The sequence below is a fragment of the Rhizobium sp. UFLA01-1127 genome (assembly GCF_059803845.1).
Map to the genome: position 1 here is coordinate 1 of NZ_JAUQTZ010000061.1, position 16,387 is coordinate 16,387.

At 59.9% G+C, this 16,387-nt stretch carries 16 protein-coding genes; 12 read left to right on the forward strand and 4 right to left on the reverse strand.

The genetic code is table 11. From position 1 onward, the window contains the following. Both Q4Q11_RS16680 and Q4Q11_RS16685 read right to left on the reverse strand, forming a co-directional pair. On the reverse strand, positions 1-2,784 hold a 2,784-nt coding region (locus Q4Q11_RS16680), incomplete at its 3' end, for an efflux RND transporter permease subunit (protein ID WP_498570178.1). Positions 2,785-2,793: 9 nt separating this feature from the next. Next, positions 2,794-3,927 carry an efflux RND transporter periplasmic adaptor subunit gene (locus tag Q4Q11_RS16685; RefSeq protein ID WP_498570179.1) on the reverse strand — a complete coding sequence of 378 codons (1,134 nt, stop codon included), beginning with the start codon at positions 3,925-3,927 and terminating at the stop codon, positions 2,794-2,796. Positions 3,928-4,063: 136 nt separating this feature from the next. Here Q4Q11_RS16685 and Q4Q11_RS16690 point away from each other — a divergent pair, with 136 nt between their 5' ends. Then, the gene (locus Q4Q11_RS16690) at positions 4,064-4,213 is read left to right on the forward strand and encodes a hypothetical protein (protein WP_162701687.1); all 150 of its coding nucleotides are present in this window, start codon (positions 4,064-4,066) and stop codon (positions 4,211-4,213) included. Positions 4,214-4,524: 311 nt separating this feature from the next. Here Q4Q11_RS16690 and Q4Q11_RS16695 read toward each other — a convergent pair whose 3' ends face one another. After that, complete coding sequence (locus Q4Q11_RS16695; RefSeq protein ID WP_112512496.1) at positions 4,525-4,998, reverse strand: VOC family protein; 474 nt, start codon at positions 4,996-4,998, stop codon at positions 4,525-4,527. Positions 4,999-5,775: 777 nt separating this feature from the next. Here Q4Q11_RS16695 and Q4Q11_RS16700 point away from each other — a divergent pair. Then, positions 5,776-5,991, forward strand: a complete 216-nt coding sequence (locus Q4Q11_RS16700; protein ID WP_112512494.1) for a hypothetical protein — start codon at positions 5,776-5,778, stop codon at positions 5,989-5,991. A 191-nt stretch (positions 5,992-6,182) separates the two neighbouring features. Here the strand turns inward: Q4Q11_RS16700 and Q4Q11_RS16705 are convergent, their stop codons facing one another. Next, complete coding sequence (locus Q4Q11_RS16705; protein ID WP_113216771.1) at positions 6,183-6,917, reverse strand: YoaK family protein; 735 nt, start codon at positions 6,915-6,917, stop codon at positions 6,183-6,185. A gap of 329 nt (positions 6,918-7,246) precedes the next feature. Between Q4Q11_RS16705 and Q4Q11_RS16710 the strand changes: the two genes are divergently transcribed. From Q4Q11_RS16710 to Q4Q11_RS16755, 10 genes are all read left to right on the forward strand, one after another. Then, a complete protein-coding gene (locus tag Q4Q11_RS16710) occupies positions 7,247-7,549 on the forward strand; it encodes a helix-turn-helix domain-containing protein (protein WP_112512490.1) in 303 nt (100 codons plus the stop codon). Next, complete coding sequence (gene hyfB / locus Q4Q11_RS16715) at positions 7,546-9,567, forward strand: hydrogenase 4 subunit B (RefSeq protein ID WP_498570180.1); 2,022 nt, start codon at positions 7,546-7,548, stop codon at positions 9,565-9,567. The genes Q4Q11_RS16710 and hyfB overlap by 4 nt, the downstream gene beginning before the upstream one ends. Then, complete coding sequence (locus Q4Q11_RS16720) at positions 9,558-10,514, forward strand: respiratory chain complex I subunit 1 family protein (RefSeq protein WP_498570181.1); 957 nt, start codon at positions 9,558-9,560, stop codon at positions 10,512-10,514. The genes hyfB and Q4Q11_RS16720 overlap by 10 nt, the downstream gene beginning before the upstream one ends. Then, complete coding sequence (locus Q4Q11_RS16725) at positions 10,514-11,179, forward strand: hydrogenase-4 component E (protein WP_112512487.1); 666 nt, start codon at positions 10,514-10,516, stop codon at positions 11,177-11,179. The genes Q4Q11_RS16720 and Q4Q11_RS16725 overlap by 1 nt, the downstream gene beginning before the upstream one ends. Next, positions 11,176-12,642: a hydrogenase 4 subunit F gene (locus tag Q4Q11_RS16730; protein ID WP_498570182.1), complete on the forward strand. Its 1,467-nt coding sequence runs from the start codon at positions 11,176-11,178 to the stop codon at positions 12,640-12,642. The genes Q4Q11_RS16725 and Q4Q11_RS16730 overlap by 4 nt, the downstream gene beginning before the upstream one ends. 14 nt (positions 12,643-12,656) lie before the next feature. Next, positions 12,657-14,168: a hydrogenase large subunit gene (locus tag Q4Q11_RS16735; protein ID WP_498570183.1), complete on the forward strand. Its 1,512-nt coding sequence runs from the start codon at positions 12,657-12,659 to the stop codon at positions 14,166-14,168. A gap of 12 nt (positions 14,169-14,180) precedes the next feature. Then, complete coding sequence (locus Q4Q11_RS16740; protein WP_498570184.1) at positions 14,181-14,708, forward strand: NADH-quinone oxidoreductase subunit B family protein; 528 nt, start codon at positions 14,181-14,183, stop codon at positions 14,706-14,708. A 118-nt stretch (positions 14,709-14,826) separates the two neighbouring features. Then, positions 14,827-15,597, forward strand: coding sequence for a DUF4365 domain-containing protein (locus tag Q4Q11_RS16745; protein WP_498570185.1), 771 nt, complete (start codon positions 14,827-14,829; stop codon positions 15,595-15,597). Then, positions 15,597-15,863 carry a hypothetical protein gene (locus Q4Q11_RS16750; RefSeq protein ID WP_498570186.1) on the forward strand — a complete coding sequence of 89 codons (267 nt, stop codon included), beginning with the start codon at positions 15,597-15,599 and terminating at the stop codon, positions 15,861-15,863. The genes Q4Q11_RS16745 and Q4Q11_RS16750 overlap by 1 nt, the downstream gene beginning before the upstream one ends. A 121-nt stretch (positions 15,864-15,984) precedes the next feature. After that, positions 15,985-16,347, forward strand: a complete 363-nt coding sequence (locus Q4Q11_RS16755) for an avidin/streptavidin family protein (protein WP_498570187.1) — start codon at positions 15,985-15,987, stop codon at positions 16,345-16,347. Positions 16,348-16,387 lie beyond the last annotated feature (40 nt).

Here is a 16,387-nt window from a genome sequence, read left to right on the forward strand (position 1 = left end):
ATTTGCCACCTCGACGATCAGGATGCCGTGCTTGCTGATCAATCCCATCAGCGTCACCAAGCCGACCTGCGTATAGATGTTCATCGTCGCGCCGCCGACACCGAGGCTGATGAAGGCCAGAGCGCCCGCAATCGACATCGGCACCGATACGAGGATGATCAGCGGATCGCGGAAGCTATTGAATTGGGCCGATAGCGCCAGGAAGACGATGATCAAGGCGAGCGCGAAAGTGGTCGCCATGCCGCTCGATTCCTGCACGAACTGCCGCGACTGGCCGCCATAATCGACCGAATAGCCCTGCGGCAGTGAGCGCGCCGCGATCGACTTCAAGGTATTCAGCGCATCGCCGACGGCAACGCCGGGCGCCGGCACCCCGGCAATGGTGGCCGAGTTCAATTGCTGGAAATGCGCGACCGAACGCGGAGTCGCCTCAAGTTTCGCCGTCGCGATCGCCGAAAGCGGTATCTTCGATCCGTTCACGTTTGCGATCGGATAGTTCATGATCTGATCGATAGTCTGGCGCGCGCGTTGCTCCACCTGGGGGATGACCTGGTAAGAGCGGTTGTCGATGCTGAAATAATTGACGTAACCGCCGCCCAGCATGGCAGCGAGCGCCGACCCCACATTGTTCATGGACAGGCCGAGCGCCGAGGCTTTGCTGCGGTCGATCTGGATCGAATATTGCGGATTGTCGACATAAAGATCCTTCATCAGAAAGATGAACTGGCCGGACCTCTGCGCTTCCTGCAAAAAGGAACTGGACACTTCGTTGAGCTGCTCGAAGCCGCCGGTACTGCCGATGGCGAATTGCACCGGCAGGCCGCTGGCGCCGGGCAGCGGCGGGATCTGGAAGACCACGGCCTGCCCGCCGGCGACCTTGCCGAGATCTGCCTGCACCAGCGGCTGCAGCTGGTCCGCCGTTCGCTTGCGATCGGCCCAGGGCTTCAGCACCATACCCTCGAACGACGTGCCCGGCACCTCGACCTGCAGGGTCTTGTCGGTTTCGGGGAAACTGCGAAAGATCTTGGTGACCTGATTTGAATTGAGCAACTTCTGCTGAAGCGTCGCATTGGGAGGATTGGTCACCTGTGCTGCGAGAAATCCCTGGTCCTCATTGGGAGCCAGCTCGTTCTTGGCGCTGGTGTAAAGGAAATAGATGCTGCCGAGAACGATTACGGCAAACACCAGGGTCACCGGTATGGTGTTCAGACTGCCGTGCAGCATGCGCATATAGGGGCGATGGATCTCCGAAAAACGACGATCGATGAAATCCGAAATGCGCTCCTCCCAGCCGCTACGGTCGGTCAGATGCGGCTTCAGGATGCGCGAGCACATCATCGGCGTCAGCGTCAGCGCTATGATCATGGAAACGGTAACGGCGCCCACCAGCGTGAAGGCGAACTCGGTGAACAAGGCGCCGGTCAGGCCGCCTTGAAAGCCGATCGGCACATAAACGGCGATCAGCACGACGGTCATGGCCAGGATCGGTCCGACCAGCTCGTGGGCGGCCGCCAGCGCCGCCGGCATCGGTGCGGCCCCTTCCTCGATATGGCGGTTGACGTTTTCCACGACGATGATGGCGTCATCGACCACGAGGCCGATGGCTAGCACCAGGGCCAGCAAAGTCAAAAGATTGATGGAGAAACCGAGGATCAGCATCATCGCGAAGGTGCCGACCAGAGACAGCGGTATGGCGACGATGGGAATGGCGACCGATCGCGGCGAGCCGAGAAATGCGAACACGACGAAGATGACGATTACCAGGGCCTCGACCAGACTCTTGACCACCTCGTCGATCGACTGGGTGACGAAGGTGCTGGAATCATAGACGATATAGCCTTCGAGCCCCTGCGGCAGCTGCGCCTGAATGTCTGGAAACACCGCGCGCACGCCCTTGATCACGTCGAGCAGATTGGCCGTCGGCGCGATCTGGATGCCCATGAATACGCCGGTCTGCGCATCGAATCCGATCTGGACATCGGGGTTCTGCGATCCGAGCGCGACGGTCGCCACATCCTTCAGGCGAACGATCGTATCGCCGATCTGCTTGACGACCATCTCCCTGAACTCGTCGGCCGAATGCAGATCCGTCCGCGCCGTCAGCACCGTCTGCGTCATCTGGCCGCGCGTCGTGCCGATGCCGGAAATAAAATTATTGTTTCCAAGCGCGGTCCTGACATCGCCGGCCGTCAGCCCATAGGCAGCGAGCTTGTCCGGTTCCAGCCACGCTCTCAGCGCGAATGTTCTGCCGCCGAGGATTTCGGCCGTCTGAACGCCGTTGACTGCCTGCAGCTTCGGCTGGACGACGCGCGTCAGATAATCGGTAATCTGGTTGCTGGCCAGAACATCGCTGCGGAAACCGATATACATCGCATCGATCGACTGGCCGACGGAAACCGACATGATGGGCTGCTGTGTGCCCGTGGGCAGCTGATTGAGAACGGATGACACCTTGGCGTTGATTTCCGTCATCGCAGCATCGGCATTGTAATTGAGGCGCAGGTTGACCGTGATCGTCGAAGTGCCGCTGGTGCTGGACGAGGTCATGTAGTCGATGCCGTTGGCCTGAGCGATGGCGTTTTCGAGCGGCGTCGTGATGAAGCCGGCGATGACGTCGGGCGCAGCACCCGGATAAGTAGTTGTCACCGTGACGACTGCATTCTGCGTCTGCGGATATTGGCGCACGGTCAGCGTGCGAAACGACTGATAGCCGATCACGATAATCAAAGCGCTGACGACAAGGGCAAGCACGGGGCGCCGGATGAAGATATCGGTGATATTCATCGCCACACCTCAGTTGGGGTTCGCCGGAGCTGCATTGGGATCATTCGACGGCTGCACGTCATTGTTGATGATGACAGGCGAGCCGTTGTTCAATTTCAGCTGGCCCGAAGTCACCACGACCTCGCCGACGTTCAACCCCTTGGTGACCGCGATCTGATCGCCGCGCGCCTGTCCGGTGCTGACGAATTTCTGATTGGCGACGCGCTGCGGCTTCCCGTCCGGACCGTTACCCTTATCGGTCACAACATAGACGACATTGCCATAGGGATTGATGGTGACGGCGGTCTGCGGCAGCGAGATATAGTCTTTCGGCTCGCCGACCACCACCGATACATTGCCGAACATGCCAGGCAGCAGCCTGCGATCGGGATTTGCGAAAGTCGCCCTCAGGGTGATGTTGCGGCTCTGGGTGTCCACCAATGGGCTGATTGCCGTGATCTTGCCGTCGAAAGTCTGGTTGCCATAGGCATCGACCGTTGCGGTTACGGCTTGGTCGACCTTGACCTGCGACAGAACCTGCTGCGGCATCGAGAAATCGAACTGGATCGGATCGAGCGACTGCAGGGTCACGACGGCAGTTCCCGCGGGCAGATATTGGCCAAGGCTGACCAGCTTGATGCCGAGATGGCCATCGAAGGGTGCGCGGATCGAATATTGATCGATCAATGCCTGTTGCGAGGCGACCTGCGCCTGCGCCGCCTTCCAGTTCGCCAGATCGCTGTCGACCTGGCTCTGTGCAATGGTGTTCGCCTTGATCAGCTTGGAATCGCGGTCATAGGCGATTTGCGCATTCGCCATTGTCGCCTTGTACTGCTCCAACGTCGCGATCTGCTGATCGGCAAGCAGCTGCACGATAAGATCGCCCTTCTTGACGTCCTGACCATCCTGAAAGGCGATCTTCTGGACAATGCCCTGCACCTGCGCCGAAAGATTTGCGCCCTCGACGGCATTGAAGCTGCCGATGGATTGCAGCGTCGTCTGCCATGGGCTGCTCGCGGCAGTGATTGTCGAGACCGTCTGCGGCGGCGACTTGAGATTAGCCAGATAGGCCGCGATCATGCGGTTCTTGAATGCCTGAAAGCCGAAAATACCGCCCAGGATCAAGCCTATGACGATCAGCATGATGATCATGCGTTTTATCATGACTGGTAACTCTACTCTTCGGGAATAGGTCGGTATGAATTCCGATGATGTCGGCCTTGGCGGATTTCACGAAAATCCTCTTGCACCCAAACGGATGCAGGCACACTGCCTGCAACCGGCGCCTGAATGAAAATCGATGGAGACAACGATCGCCAGGCTCGAACGGTCGGACATTCTTGCAAGGAAGTCTATCGTCGGGCAGCATTGTCCGTCCAACGAAGACGGCGCCGACTTTGTCATGATCGAGGCGGGTGGCGTTTCGCGCGGCCGTCCTGTGCAAACCTGACCAGTCAAATGCCATCGGCTGCCTCTGCTTCTGATTAAGCACGAGTTTTTGCGATCCGGCCCGCCTTGGCCGGCTTGCCATGCCCGACCATATTTAATGGAGTCCTCAACAAAAGCAATAATAGGCCAATATTCCAAATTGGCGCACCCATGTCATCGCCTGCCCTGGCGCGCAGGGTTTCTTGGCGATTCATCGCCGAGCCGGCTATCTTTCCACCGTCTCGGCGACTTCAATCTTAGGTTCCAGCGATTTCACCGTCACGCCCGATAGCGAGCGATAAACGCGTCGTCATCACGCTGTATGCGTCCCCTTCAGCCACGCCGTGCGGCTTCGATCGCCGCGACGTCGATCTTCTTCATCGTCATCATCGCATCGAAGGCGCGCTTTGCCTCATCGCCGCCTGCGCGCAGCGCCTCCATCAGAATGCGCGGCGTGATCTGCCAGGACACGCCCCATTTGTCCTTGCACCAGCCGCACTCGCTCTCCTGACCGCCATTGCCGACAATGGCGTTCCAGTAACGATCGGTTTCTTGCTGATCCTCAGTCGATATCTGAAATGAAAAGGCTTCGTTGTGCTTGAAGACCGGCCCACCATTCAGGCCGACGCAGGAAATGCCGGCAACGGTGAATTCGACTACCAGCACGTCTCCCTGCTTGCCCTCCGGATAGTTTCCGGGCGCGCGGATGACGGCGCCCATCCTGCTGTCGGGAAAGGTTTCGACATAGAATCTGGCGGCTGCTTCAGCATCCTTGTCGTACCAGAGGCAGATCGTATTCTTCGCCATTATATTCCTCCGATCGCGTGTCGCGTCCCACTTTTTCGTGAAATAGGAAGCAAAGAACCTTTCTCCACCCCATGGACATAATTCCACGCGAGCAAGGACCGGGCATCTTTGCAGGCCCTTCTCTCTTCGGCGGATTGCGCCGGAAGACGCTTGACCGACGGCTCCTATACGGCCCCGCAGCCAGGCAGCATGACGAGCGACAGCCGCTACCTGCTCGATTAAAGCTGGACTAGTGACCCAAAGAAATACTATCAATCTTATGTCACCGAACAATCCTGCAGGCGGTGACGACCTACGGTTCTTATCTACCCGCCTGCAAGGATAAGAGGAGTGAGCGTGCCCCTTCCAAATTCCCCGGACATGCCACAGGATTCGCAACTTCGTGCGATTCTTCGCCACTGGGCCAGGAAATTCGTCGATTCCGACGCGGCTGCGGATCGTGTCGTTCAGCGGACCATCAACGTCATTTGCGACAGTCCCGAACTCTTGGATGGCGCCCGGATGAATGAAGCGCTCTTTTCCCTCCTGCGCCGATACGCCTTTGACGAAAACGATCTGAGAGCGAGCCGGCAGGCAACAGGTACAGTTCCGGATTTCGGCAGAGCATTGGACAAACAGAGCACCGAACCCAAATAGCGTTCGATGATTATCAGCGATGAGGCCACTTCGGAGCTTTTCACCGTCCATCTCGATTAGGGGAACGGCCGGATTTGCATGTTCGCTTGACTTCGGACCACCCGTCGGCACCGTGGTCTGTCTTCAGAAGTTGGAGGATCCATGACCCCAGAACGCTTTTCCGAATGCCTTTTGCATATCCGCTGGACGCCGATCAATCTGGCGAGCGCCCTGCAATGTGACCTGTCATGGGTGGAGGCGCTGGAAGCAGGGAATGCCGAAGTGCCGGCCGGATTGGCTACGTGGCTGGAAACCCTCGCGCAATGCCACGAAGCGGCCGGTGTTCCAACGACCTATCGCGGCCGCGGACACGACTGATATCGACCGGACCGGCCGATATCTTCCTGCTCGCCTCGACCCACGCGATCGGCTCGGCTCGTTATGGCAAATTCGCAAATCTTTGCACGGTATGATGAATCACACCGGCAAAGTTCGTACCCGCCTGCAATTCCTCCCGGCCGTAACTGCGTTCCCGCGGAATCCCCGGCACCGCTCGGATCGTCCGCCAATCAATAGCTTCCCTGGGGAACAAGCACCTTCCGCGCCCGCAGAATTGCGTTCAGGGCGATGACAACAAGGGTGGCCGCAGCCAGCAGGAGAAGATAGCCGCCGATGGCGCGATAAACGAGCACGCCCAAAATGCCGCCGACGAGGAATGAAAGGATCGTATAAAGGTGCAATCTGAGTTTGCCCAGATTGTGCCGCGCCTCCGAAACCTGCTCGCGACCGCGCAAGGCGTCCAGGGCAACGGCCAACTCGATGCCAATATCCGTTGCCATGCCGGAAACATGCGTGGTGCGAACCCTGGCGTCGGAGATGCGGGTGACGACCGCGTTTTGAAGCCCCATCAGGAATGCAAGCCCGAGAACGAGAACCGGAGCGCGCCAAGCGGCAAGCAACCAGAGATCCGCGCATCCGAGCGCGGCGAGTAGCACGGCCTCCGTCAAAATACTGTAAGCGTAGATCGCATGAATATTGCGACGGCGGCCGGCGTTGATAATCAGCGTCGATGCCGTTGCACCCAGAATGAAGGCGACAACGATCCCTCCATAAAACAGGCTCGACAGCCACTGCCCCACGGCAAGGTGATCGGACAGCGTCGATACATTGCCCGTCATGTTGGCCGAGAAGAAGCCGACGGCGTAGAAGGCCGACGCATTCAACGTGCCGGCGATTGCCGCCAGGCAAGCCGCCAACCGGCGGTCAATTTTCTCGTTGCGATGGGTGCCTTGTCTTACAAGCATGAGAACCACTGTTGGCGGATGGGTATCGGAGGCATCGGAAGTCTCTGCTCCTTCCAGGACTTCAGGTTGAACATCTTTCCGAAGTCGGATCAGGAGCCGTCAAGCCTTCCTTCCCTCTCGGTATTCCGGGATCGGGTCGCGGCGATTCCTACACAGGCCGGCACGCCCGAAATGATGATGGTTTGTCTTACTACTCGATGTGGCGTTCTCACAAGTGAGCTTTTGGCCGTCTGCGAAGATGCCGCATCAAAATTGTGATTTGATACATCAGTAAGCATGCGCTAAACTGCTAACATCAGAGCTTATGAAGCATAAGTGATGGTTCCGCCATGATCACCGCCGCTCAGATGCGTGCCGCCAGAGCCCTTCTTGGTATAGATCAGCGCCAACTCGCCGAATTGGCGGGTGTATCCGTTCCGACGATCCAACGCATGGAGGCGAGCCCCGATGTGGTGCGCGGCAACGTCGATTCCCTGATGCGGCTGCTGGCAGCTCTAAGCGAAGCCGGCGTAGAGGTGATCAACGAGGGCGCCGTCAGCCAGGATGGAGGGCGCGGCGTCAGGCTGAAGGCCAAGCGGGCGGAGAGTGGAGTACCTGGCATGTCCGGGCGAGCAAAGGGATCTCGTTCATGACCGCCCTATCCGTGCTCCTGTCATGTTCGGCCATGATGCTTGCAATCGCAATCCTTGCCGTCTTCATCGCCCGGTCGAAACAGGCGACGAAGTTCATTTACAGTTTGAGCTTCGCTCTATCGGCAATCGCATTTGCCGCAGCGGCCGACGCACTCGCCACGATGGCTGCCCCCGACGCCGCGTCCACGCTCGTGCTTCCCATCGGTCTGCCCTGGCTTGGCAGTCATTTCCGTCTGGACGCGCTGTCCGCATTCTTTCTGGCGGTCGTCAATTTCGGCGGCATGCTTTCTAGCCTCTATGCTCTCGGCTATGGCCGCCACGAGCACGCGCCTCACCGGGTGCTGCCGTTCTTCCCGGCCTTTATCGCCGGCATGAATCTTGTGACCCTCGCTGACGACGCCTTCACCTTCCTGATGTCCTGGGAGTTCATGTCGCTCGCGTCCTGGGCGCTTGTGATCGCCCATCACCGTGACACCGACAACCGAAAAGCCGGCTATCTCTACATCGTCATGGCGAGCTTCGGCACACTGACCCTTTTGCTCGCCTTCGGCCTGCTTGCGGGACCGGACGGCAATTATGATTTTGCCTCCATGCGTGCCGCCGAACACGCACCGCTGACCTCGGGCCTGGTGCTCGCGCTGCTGCTGGCCGGCACCGGATCAAAGGCTGGGCTGGTACCCCTCCATGTCTGGCTGCCGCGGGCGCATCCGGCCGCCCCCAGCCACGTCTCCGCGCTCATGAGCGGCGTCATGACCAAAGTCGCGGTCTACGGCTTCATACGGGTGGTTTTCGATCTGCTCGGCGCGCCGGCCTGGTGGTTCGGTATCGTCGTTCTGGCCATCGGCGGCATTACTGCGGTTCTCGGCATACTGCACGCGCTGATGGAAAGCGATCTCAAGCGCCTGCTTGCCTACAGCACCATTGAAAATATCGGCGTCATCTTCGTCAGCCTCGGTCTGGCGCTTGCATTCAAGGCGAACGGCATGGGGCTGGCTGCGGCCTTGGCACTGACAGCCGCCTTATTCCATGTCCTCAACCATTCATTCTTCAAGAGCCTGCTTTTCTTTGGCGCCGGAGCCGTGCTGACGGCGACCGGGGAACGGGACACGGAAAAACTCGGCGGGCTCGTCCATCGCATGCCGGCAACGGCCGTCGTCTTTCTCGTCGGCTGCGTCGCAATCTCGGCTCTTCCGCCTTTCAATGGCTTCGTTTCCGAATGGCTGGCATTTCAGGCCGTCCTGCAAAGCCCTGCCCTGCCCCAGTGGGGATTGAAGCTTCTTGTGCCGGCGGTGGGCGGCCTGCTCGCCCTTGCCGCCGCCCTGGCTGCCGCCTGTTTCGTCAAGGTCTTCGGCGTGACGTTTCTCGGCCGTCCCCGCACCGTGTCGGCAGAACGGGCAATGGAGGCCGACGGTTTCTCGCTTTCCGCCATGTCGGCGCTGGCCTTCCTCTGCCTTGCCGCCGGTGTACTGCCCGGGGTCGTCATCGACGCGCTAGCGCCGGTGACGCTCTCGCTGATCGGCCAGCGCATGCCGGTGCAAACGAATATTCCATGGCTGTCGATCGTGCCGATCACTGAGGCCCGCAGCTCCTATAACGGCCTGCTCGTTTTCCTCTTCATCCTCTTTTCGGCGTCGCTCACCGCCTATCTCGTCCACCGCTTTGGCTCGCGACGCATCCGCAGGGCGCCGGCCTGGGATTGCGGCTTTCCGATCAGCGACCCGGCAACGCAATATACCGCCAGCAGCTTCGCCCAGCCTATCCGGCGCGTCTTCGGCACGCTGATCTTTCACGCACGCGATCGGGTGACCATACCGGCGCCCGGCGATCTCCGCCCGGCGCGGTTCACGCTGGAGATGCATGATCATATCTGGGAAGGACTCTATCTGCCCATCGTCGGCGCGGTCGGTTTTGCGGCCGAAAAACTCAATCATCTGCAGTTCCTAACCATCCGGCGATATCTGAGCCTGGTCTTCCTCACGCTCGTTCTCCTGCTTTTGGTGCTGGCGCTATGGTCATGATATCTGCCCTTTTCATCCAGGCGCTCCAGATGTCGATCGTCGTGCTGCTCGCGCCGATGCTGACCGGCCTCGTGCGCCTGTTCAAGGCGCGGCTGCTGCGCCGTCGCGGCCCCTCTCCGATCCAACCCTATCGCGATCTCATCCGGCTTCTGCGCAAGGAGGCGGTGATTGCGGAAAACGCGTCCTGGCTGTTCAGAGGCGCACCATATCTGATCTTTGCCGCTACATGGGTGGCGGCCGCCCTCATCCCGACCTTCGCCACCGGCCTCGTCTTCAGCTGGACCGCGGATCTGATCGCCATTATCGCGTTGCTTGGGAGCGCACGCTTTTTCCTGGCGCTTGCCGGCATGGATGTTGGCACCAGCTTCGGCGGGATCGGCTCGAGCCGCGAGGTGATGATTGCGACGCTTGCCGAGCCTTCGATGCTGCTCATCATCTTCACTCTTGCCCTTGTAGCCGGCTCGACTCAGCTTTCCTCGATCGCTGCCTTCATGACCTCGCCGCAGGTCGGATTGCGCGTCTCGCTGGCGATCGCCCTCATCGCTCTCATCATGGTCGCAATTGCGGAAAACGCCCGTATTCCGGTCGACAACCCCGCGACCCATCTGGAATTGACCATGGTGCACGAGGCCATGGTGCTCGAATATTCCGGGCGGCATCTCGCCATGATCGAACTCGCGGCGTCGCTCAAGCTGCTGCTTTATATTTCGTTGATCGCCTGCCTTTTCGTTCCCTGGAAACTCGCCGATCTTGGGGCCGGGCCGCTTGCCTATCTGGTGGGGCTGGCCGCCTATCTTGCCAAGCTTGCGGCGGGCGGAGCCCTGCTGGCGCTCTTTGAGACCGCGACCGCCAAGATGCGCGTGTTCCGCGTGCCGGATTTCCTCGGTGCCGCGCTGATGCTCGGCCTGCTGGCGGCCCTGTTGCGTTTCGTGTCGAGGGGGTTCTGATGACCGGGTCGGTCTTCGACATCGCTCACATGCTTGCCGGCGGCCTGGTGCTCGTCAGCATGATGATGCTCTATCAGGATCGTCTCTATGCGCTGCTGAACGTCTTTGCGCTGCATTCGCTGGTGCTGACGCTATCGGTTGCTTGGCAAGCCGTTATCCAGGATGCGCCGCATCTCTTCGTGACGGCGGCGATCGCTCTCATCTTCAAGGCGATCATCATTCCTGTCGTATTGCACCGGATGATCCGCCAGCTCGGCATTCACCGCGAGATCGAGACCGTCGTCGGCATTGGCCCCACCATGCTCGCCGGCTTGGGACTGGTGGCGCTGGCCACTGTGGTCATGCTTCGGGTGACCCCGTCTGCTGATCCGATCGCCCGGGAAGACCTTGCCTTCGCCCTGTCGGTTCTGCTGCTCGGATTGCTGATCATGGTCACGCGCCGCAATGCCGTCAGCCAGGTCGTCGGCTTCATGTCGCTGGAAAACGGATTGGTGCTGGCGGCGACCGGCGCCAAGGGCATGCCGCTGGTGGTGGAGATCAGTGTCGCCTTCTCGATCCTGATCGCCTTCATCGTCATCGGCGTCTTTCTGTTCCGCATCCGCGAGCGCTTCGACACGGTAGACGTCCGGGCACTCGACGATTTCAAGGGAAGGCGGCGGAAATGAACGCCCTCTCCTCTTCCATCCTCGGCCTCGATGCGGTTACGGCCGTTCTCGTCATTCCGATTGCCGCGGCCGCCCTACTGGCGCTCCTGCCCGGCTACCGCATGACGGCGCGGCTGAACATAGTCGCGAGCTTTTTGACGCTGCTTGCGGCGCTTTTCCTCTTCTTCGGCGCTCGGCCGCCGCCGGGCCGATATCTGCTCGTCGACGATCTCAACATCGTCTTCATCGTCCTGAATGCCTTCGTCGGCTTCACCACCAGCGTCTTCAGCGCCGGCTATATCGCCCACGAGCTGGATATCGGCCGTCTGACACCCGCCAACCTACGCTTCTACCATGCCATGTACCAGGTCATGATGTTCGGCATGAATCTCGCATTCGTGTCGAACAATATCGGTCTGATGTGGGTAGCGGTGGAACTGGCGACGCTGACCACGGTGCTGATGGTCGGCATCTACCGCACCCATGAGGCATTGGAAGCTGCCTGGAAATATTTCATTCTTGGAAGCGTCGGCATCGCTTTCGCGCTGTTCGGCACTATCCTCGTCTACCTCGCCGCCCAGGCCGTTGTCGGCACCGGCTACGACGCCATGGTCTGGACGACACTGGTAGAGCACGCCGCCGGCTTCGACCCGGCTCTTCTCAACCTCGCCTTCATCTTCCTGCTGCTCGGCTACGGCACCAAGGTCGGACTGGCGCCGCTCCATGCCTGGCTGCCGGACGCCCATGCAGAAGGGCCGACACCGATCTCGGCGGTCCTTTCCGGCCTGTTGCTCAACGTCGCGCTCTATGCCGTATTGCGTTTCAAGATATTGCTTGCCGCCACTCCCGAGGCGATCAGCCCTGGGCCGCTGATGATGACGATGGGGCTCATCTCGCTGATCTTTGCAGCCTTCATGCTCTACCGCCGTCGCGACATCAAACGCCTGTTCGCCTACTCCTCCATAGAGCATATGGGCATCATCGTCTTTGCCTTCGGTCTCGGCGGCTCGCTCGCCAATTTTGCCGGCCTGCTGCATATGGTCATGCATTCGCTGACCAAGTCGGCGATCTTCTTCGCCGTCGGTCATATCGCCCAGATCAAGGGAACTCAGAGGCTTTCCGCCATTCGCGGTCTGACCGAGACGCATCCCGGGCTCGGCTGGGGCTTGCTGGCAGGCGTCATCGCCATTGCCGGCCTGCCGCCCGCCGGCATCTTCATGAGTGAGTTTCTCATCGTCAGTTCGACCTTCGCAAAGCAGCCGTTGCTCGCCATTCCGCTGGTGTTCGGCCTGCTGGTCGCCTTCGGAGCCCTACTGCTGCGGTTGACGGGAGCCATCTTTGGTCAGCCGCGCGGCAGCCTTGCCCCGGTCGAAGCATCCTATTTGCCGATGTTCCTGCATCTGGCGCTGGTGCTGGCGGCCGGAATCTACCTGCCGCCCCCGATGGTTAGCTGGTTTCAGCATATCGCCAATCTTCTTCGATGACGCGAGGCCGGACTATGTCGTTGTTAGATGATCTCATAGGCAATAGCCGTCCGGTTTCGCATCACGGACCCTGGCCACGCGCCGTTGCCGATACGTCCACCTGGATCTCGGCTGCGTCGCGGTTGTCGGAGGGACATTTGGCGATGCTTGGCCTCTGGGGCGAGCGCAACGCCGTGCACTTGGCACTGCTTGACGAACGAGCCGGCATGACCGCAATCTTGAGCCTCGAGGAACTGCAGAACGGCTATCCCTCCATCGCGCAGTATCACCCGCCGGCACTGCGCCTGGAACGAGCGCTCCGTGACCTGACGGGATTGGCGCCGGAGGGGCTCGCCGATGCCAGGCCGTGGCTCGACCACGGCCGCTGGGATCTGCGGTTTCCGCTCGGAAAGCACAGCGCGCCTGCCTCCGCACCCTCCTACGCCTTTCTGCCTGCCGATGGAAAAAACCTGCACCAGATTCCGGTCGGACCGGTCCATGCCGGCATCATCGAGCCCGGGCATTTTCGCTTCACCGCCAATGGTGAAACCGTCGTTCGCCTCGAGGAGCGGCTCGGTTACGTGCACAAGGGGATCGAGGCGCTGATGACGGGCGCCGATTCGGCTCAAGGCGTGCGGCTTGCGGGGCGGACATCCGGCGACAGCTGCGTCGCTTATGCCTATGCTTTTTCGCAAGCCGCCGAAGCAGCCCTCGGGGTCAAGGTGCCGCCCCGCGCCGTGTGGCTGCGCGCGCTGATGGCCGAACTCGAGCGGCTCGCCAACCATCTCGGAGACATAGGCGCCATCTGCAATGACGCCGCCTTTGCGCTGATGCTCGCCCATTGCGCCGTGTTGCGTGAACAGGTGCTGCGATCAGCCGATGCCGCTTTCGGGCATCGGCTGATGCGCGACCGTATCGTGCCAGGCGGCGTTTCCGCCGATCTCGACAACAACGGAAAGGCCGGTCTGCGGGCGCTGCATGCCGAGCTTTGCCGGAAATTCCCCGCTCTCGTGGACCTCTACGACAATACGGCTTCGCTTCAGGACCGGACGGTCGGTGCGGGCGCGGTGGAGAGCGGGCTTGCCGGCCAATATGGCGCCGGCGGCTATATCGGGCGGGCCGCCGGCCGTGACTTCGACACACGGCGCAACCTTGCCTATCCACCCTATGACCAACTGAGCTTCGATGTACCGCTGCTTCGCGACGGTGACGTGAACGCCCGAATATGGATCCGCATTCGCGAAGTCGAACAGAGCCTGTCGCTCATGGAACAGATTCTCGACCGGCTGCCGGACGGCCCAATCCTTGCGGAAGCTCCGGCCGTCAACGAGGCGCGGGAGGGCGTGGCCCTTGTCGAAGGGTTCCGCGGTGACGTCCTGGCATGGTTGCGGCTGTCGCCTACGGGCAAGATCGAACGCTGCCACCTGCGCGATCCGTCCTGGTTTCAGTGGCCGCTGCTGGAGGCTGCAATCAAGGACAATATCGTCGCCGACTTCCCGCTCTGCAACAAGTCGTTCAACTGCTCATATTCGGGGCACGATCTGTAAAGGCAAAAGACCATGCGCAAGCTCCTGTTTGAAAGCCTGATCCGTCCGCCTTTGACGGAGCCTGCACCGCTCAGTACCGATGCTGCGGCTCAAGAGCTCGCGACTGCAATCGACGGGAAAGCCTACCGCCGGCTCGGTCGCAGCTTGGCGATCCGCTTCGTCGATGCCGGATCGTGCAACGGGTGCGAACTCGAAGCACAGGCTCTCGGCAACGCCTTTTACGATATCGAGCGGTTCGGCATGCGTTTCGTGGCCTCGCCTCGGCACGCCGACGTGCTGATGGTCACCGGCCCCGTGACGAAGAACATGGCGGAAGCCTTGGAGCGGACATATAATGCCATGCCGGATCCCAAATGGGTCGTTGCGCTGGGTGATTGTGCGCGCGATGGCGGTTGTTTTGCCGGGAGCTACGCCGTGGTCGGCGGGGTTTCGAAGATCGTGCCCGTCGATCTGCATATTTCCGGCTGTCCGCCGTCGCCGACGGACATCCTCAAGGGTTTGCTGGCACTGCTCGATCATGTAAGCGAGGGAACCGGCTAGCATTTTCAGGAAAAGTGCGTAGCGGTTTTCCGTCCGGAATGCGTTGGGAAATAAAAGGATAGAGCGTTTTCGCGATTCGAAGAAAAGCGGAAATACTCTAGTTCGACGGCAAAGTTCAATGGCTGGACGTCTGCAGACAGTTATTCCGACAATCGTTGCGGCTGGGATGGCGATATATCGCTTCCTTGCAACAGCCGGCCGCGGGGAGCTGTCGCAAAGACGTCGGCGTCTCATGGGCCTGAATGCTGCACACACGGATCCCGACATCTGCGCGGCTATCGACGCTGTCGAAAAAGTCTTTGTCCGAGACTTCAACTGGCGTCTTCGGCGGGTATCATATCCCCAGGAGAGCGGCCTGGTCGCTCGCGTCGAAATGCTCGAGGATGGATGGTCAACCGGTCGCTTTCTGCCGATGCGGCTCGGGCTGGCATCGTCAGCGAGGGACGACAGCGGCAATTACCTTCATCAAGTCGAAAGGCGCTGCCTGGATTACTGGGCATCCCATTCCCTTTCGGTTTGCGTGTTCCTGTTCGACCCCGAGCGTGGTGATGTTGTGTGGCAGTGGGTCCAAAGGGAACCATACAATAAATTCGGCGATAAATTCGGACAGGAGCAGTTGCTCGCCATTCCGGCATCCAACATCCTGGATGCGTCGGCCAGATTGGGGTTCGAGGAAACCGTCTCGTCGGATCCGCAAAAACTGCTGCGTTCGGCATTTGCGGTCGATCGTGCCCTGATGGAAAGGATTGGCAATCAGACGGCAATATTCATTTGGGACGATGGGGTGATTCCTCGCCGATCTTCGGCAATTTGCGCATCATTCTGGACGAAGGCGAACCGGAGATGCGGATCGATTACCGCATTCGGGCGCATAATCTTCACGAATTGATGATCCAGCTCTTTCCGTGGGCTCGCTATTCCTACGTCGAGCCGATCAAGGAATATTCCAACGAGATCGCAGTCCACGTACTCGAGGTCGAGATTCGACCCGAAGCATTGGCCTATCTGGAAGCGGAAGAGTTTCTGGAGGCGGGTTATCCCGAAGAACCAGATCCGCCGTCACCGGAGACGGATGATCATATCCCTCCTGAGGAAGAGGCTGCCTTTTGGCGAAGCCGGGGAGTGCCGCGCGGCTCCAAATGGCGAGAAAATTGAATGGGGCGCGATGAAGGCGGCATTGCAGTCGATCATATCATCGTTGTTGCCCAGAAGCCCCGCATGAAACATTGAAGCGAGAGACGAGTTTCCCCATCGACAAGATGAGGAGATTTCAGAAATGAGCTGGATAGGCACTTGGCGCAATCAATATGGCTCAACGCTGACAATTGTCGAAGATCGGGACGGGCTGATCAAAGGCACATTCAAAACCGCCCTCCCGGACAGCGCTTTTTACGGGCATGAGTTGCGGGCCATCGGCGTTTGGTTCGATGACTGCGTCAATTTCGCCTTTGGAATGAGTGGAGAAGGTCCGACGTCGATCTGCTCGTTCACCGGAATGCTGCGTGAGAACAAGCTCCAGACGGTATGGTACGTCGTGACCAGCGCGAAAGCCGGTCATTCAGACCAAATTGAGAAGCTGGGATGGGCTCATTCTGTCCAAACGAACGCCGATACTTTCGAACGGGTCGCCTACCAGTAAAATACCGATGTCGCGCCGGGAAAGATCCGAAATCTACTCA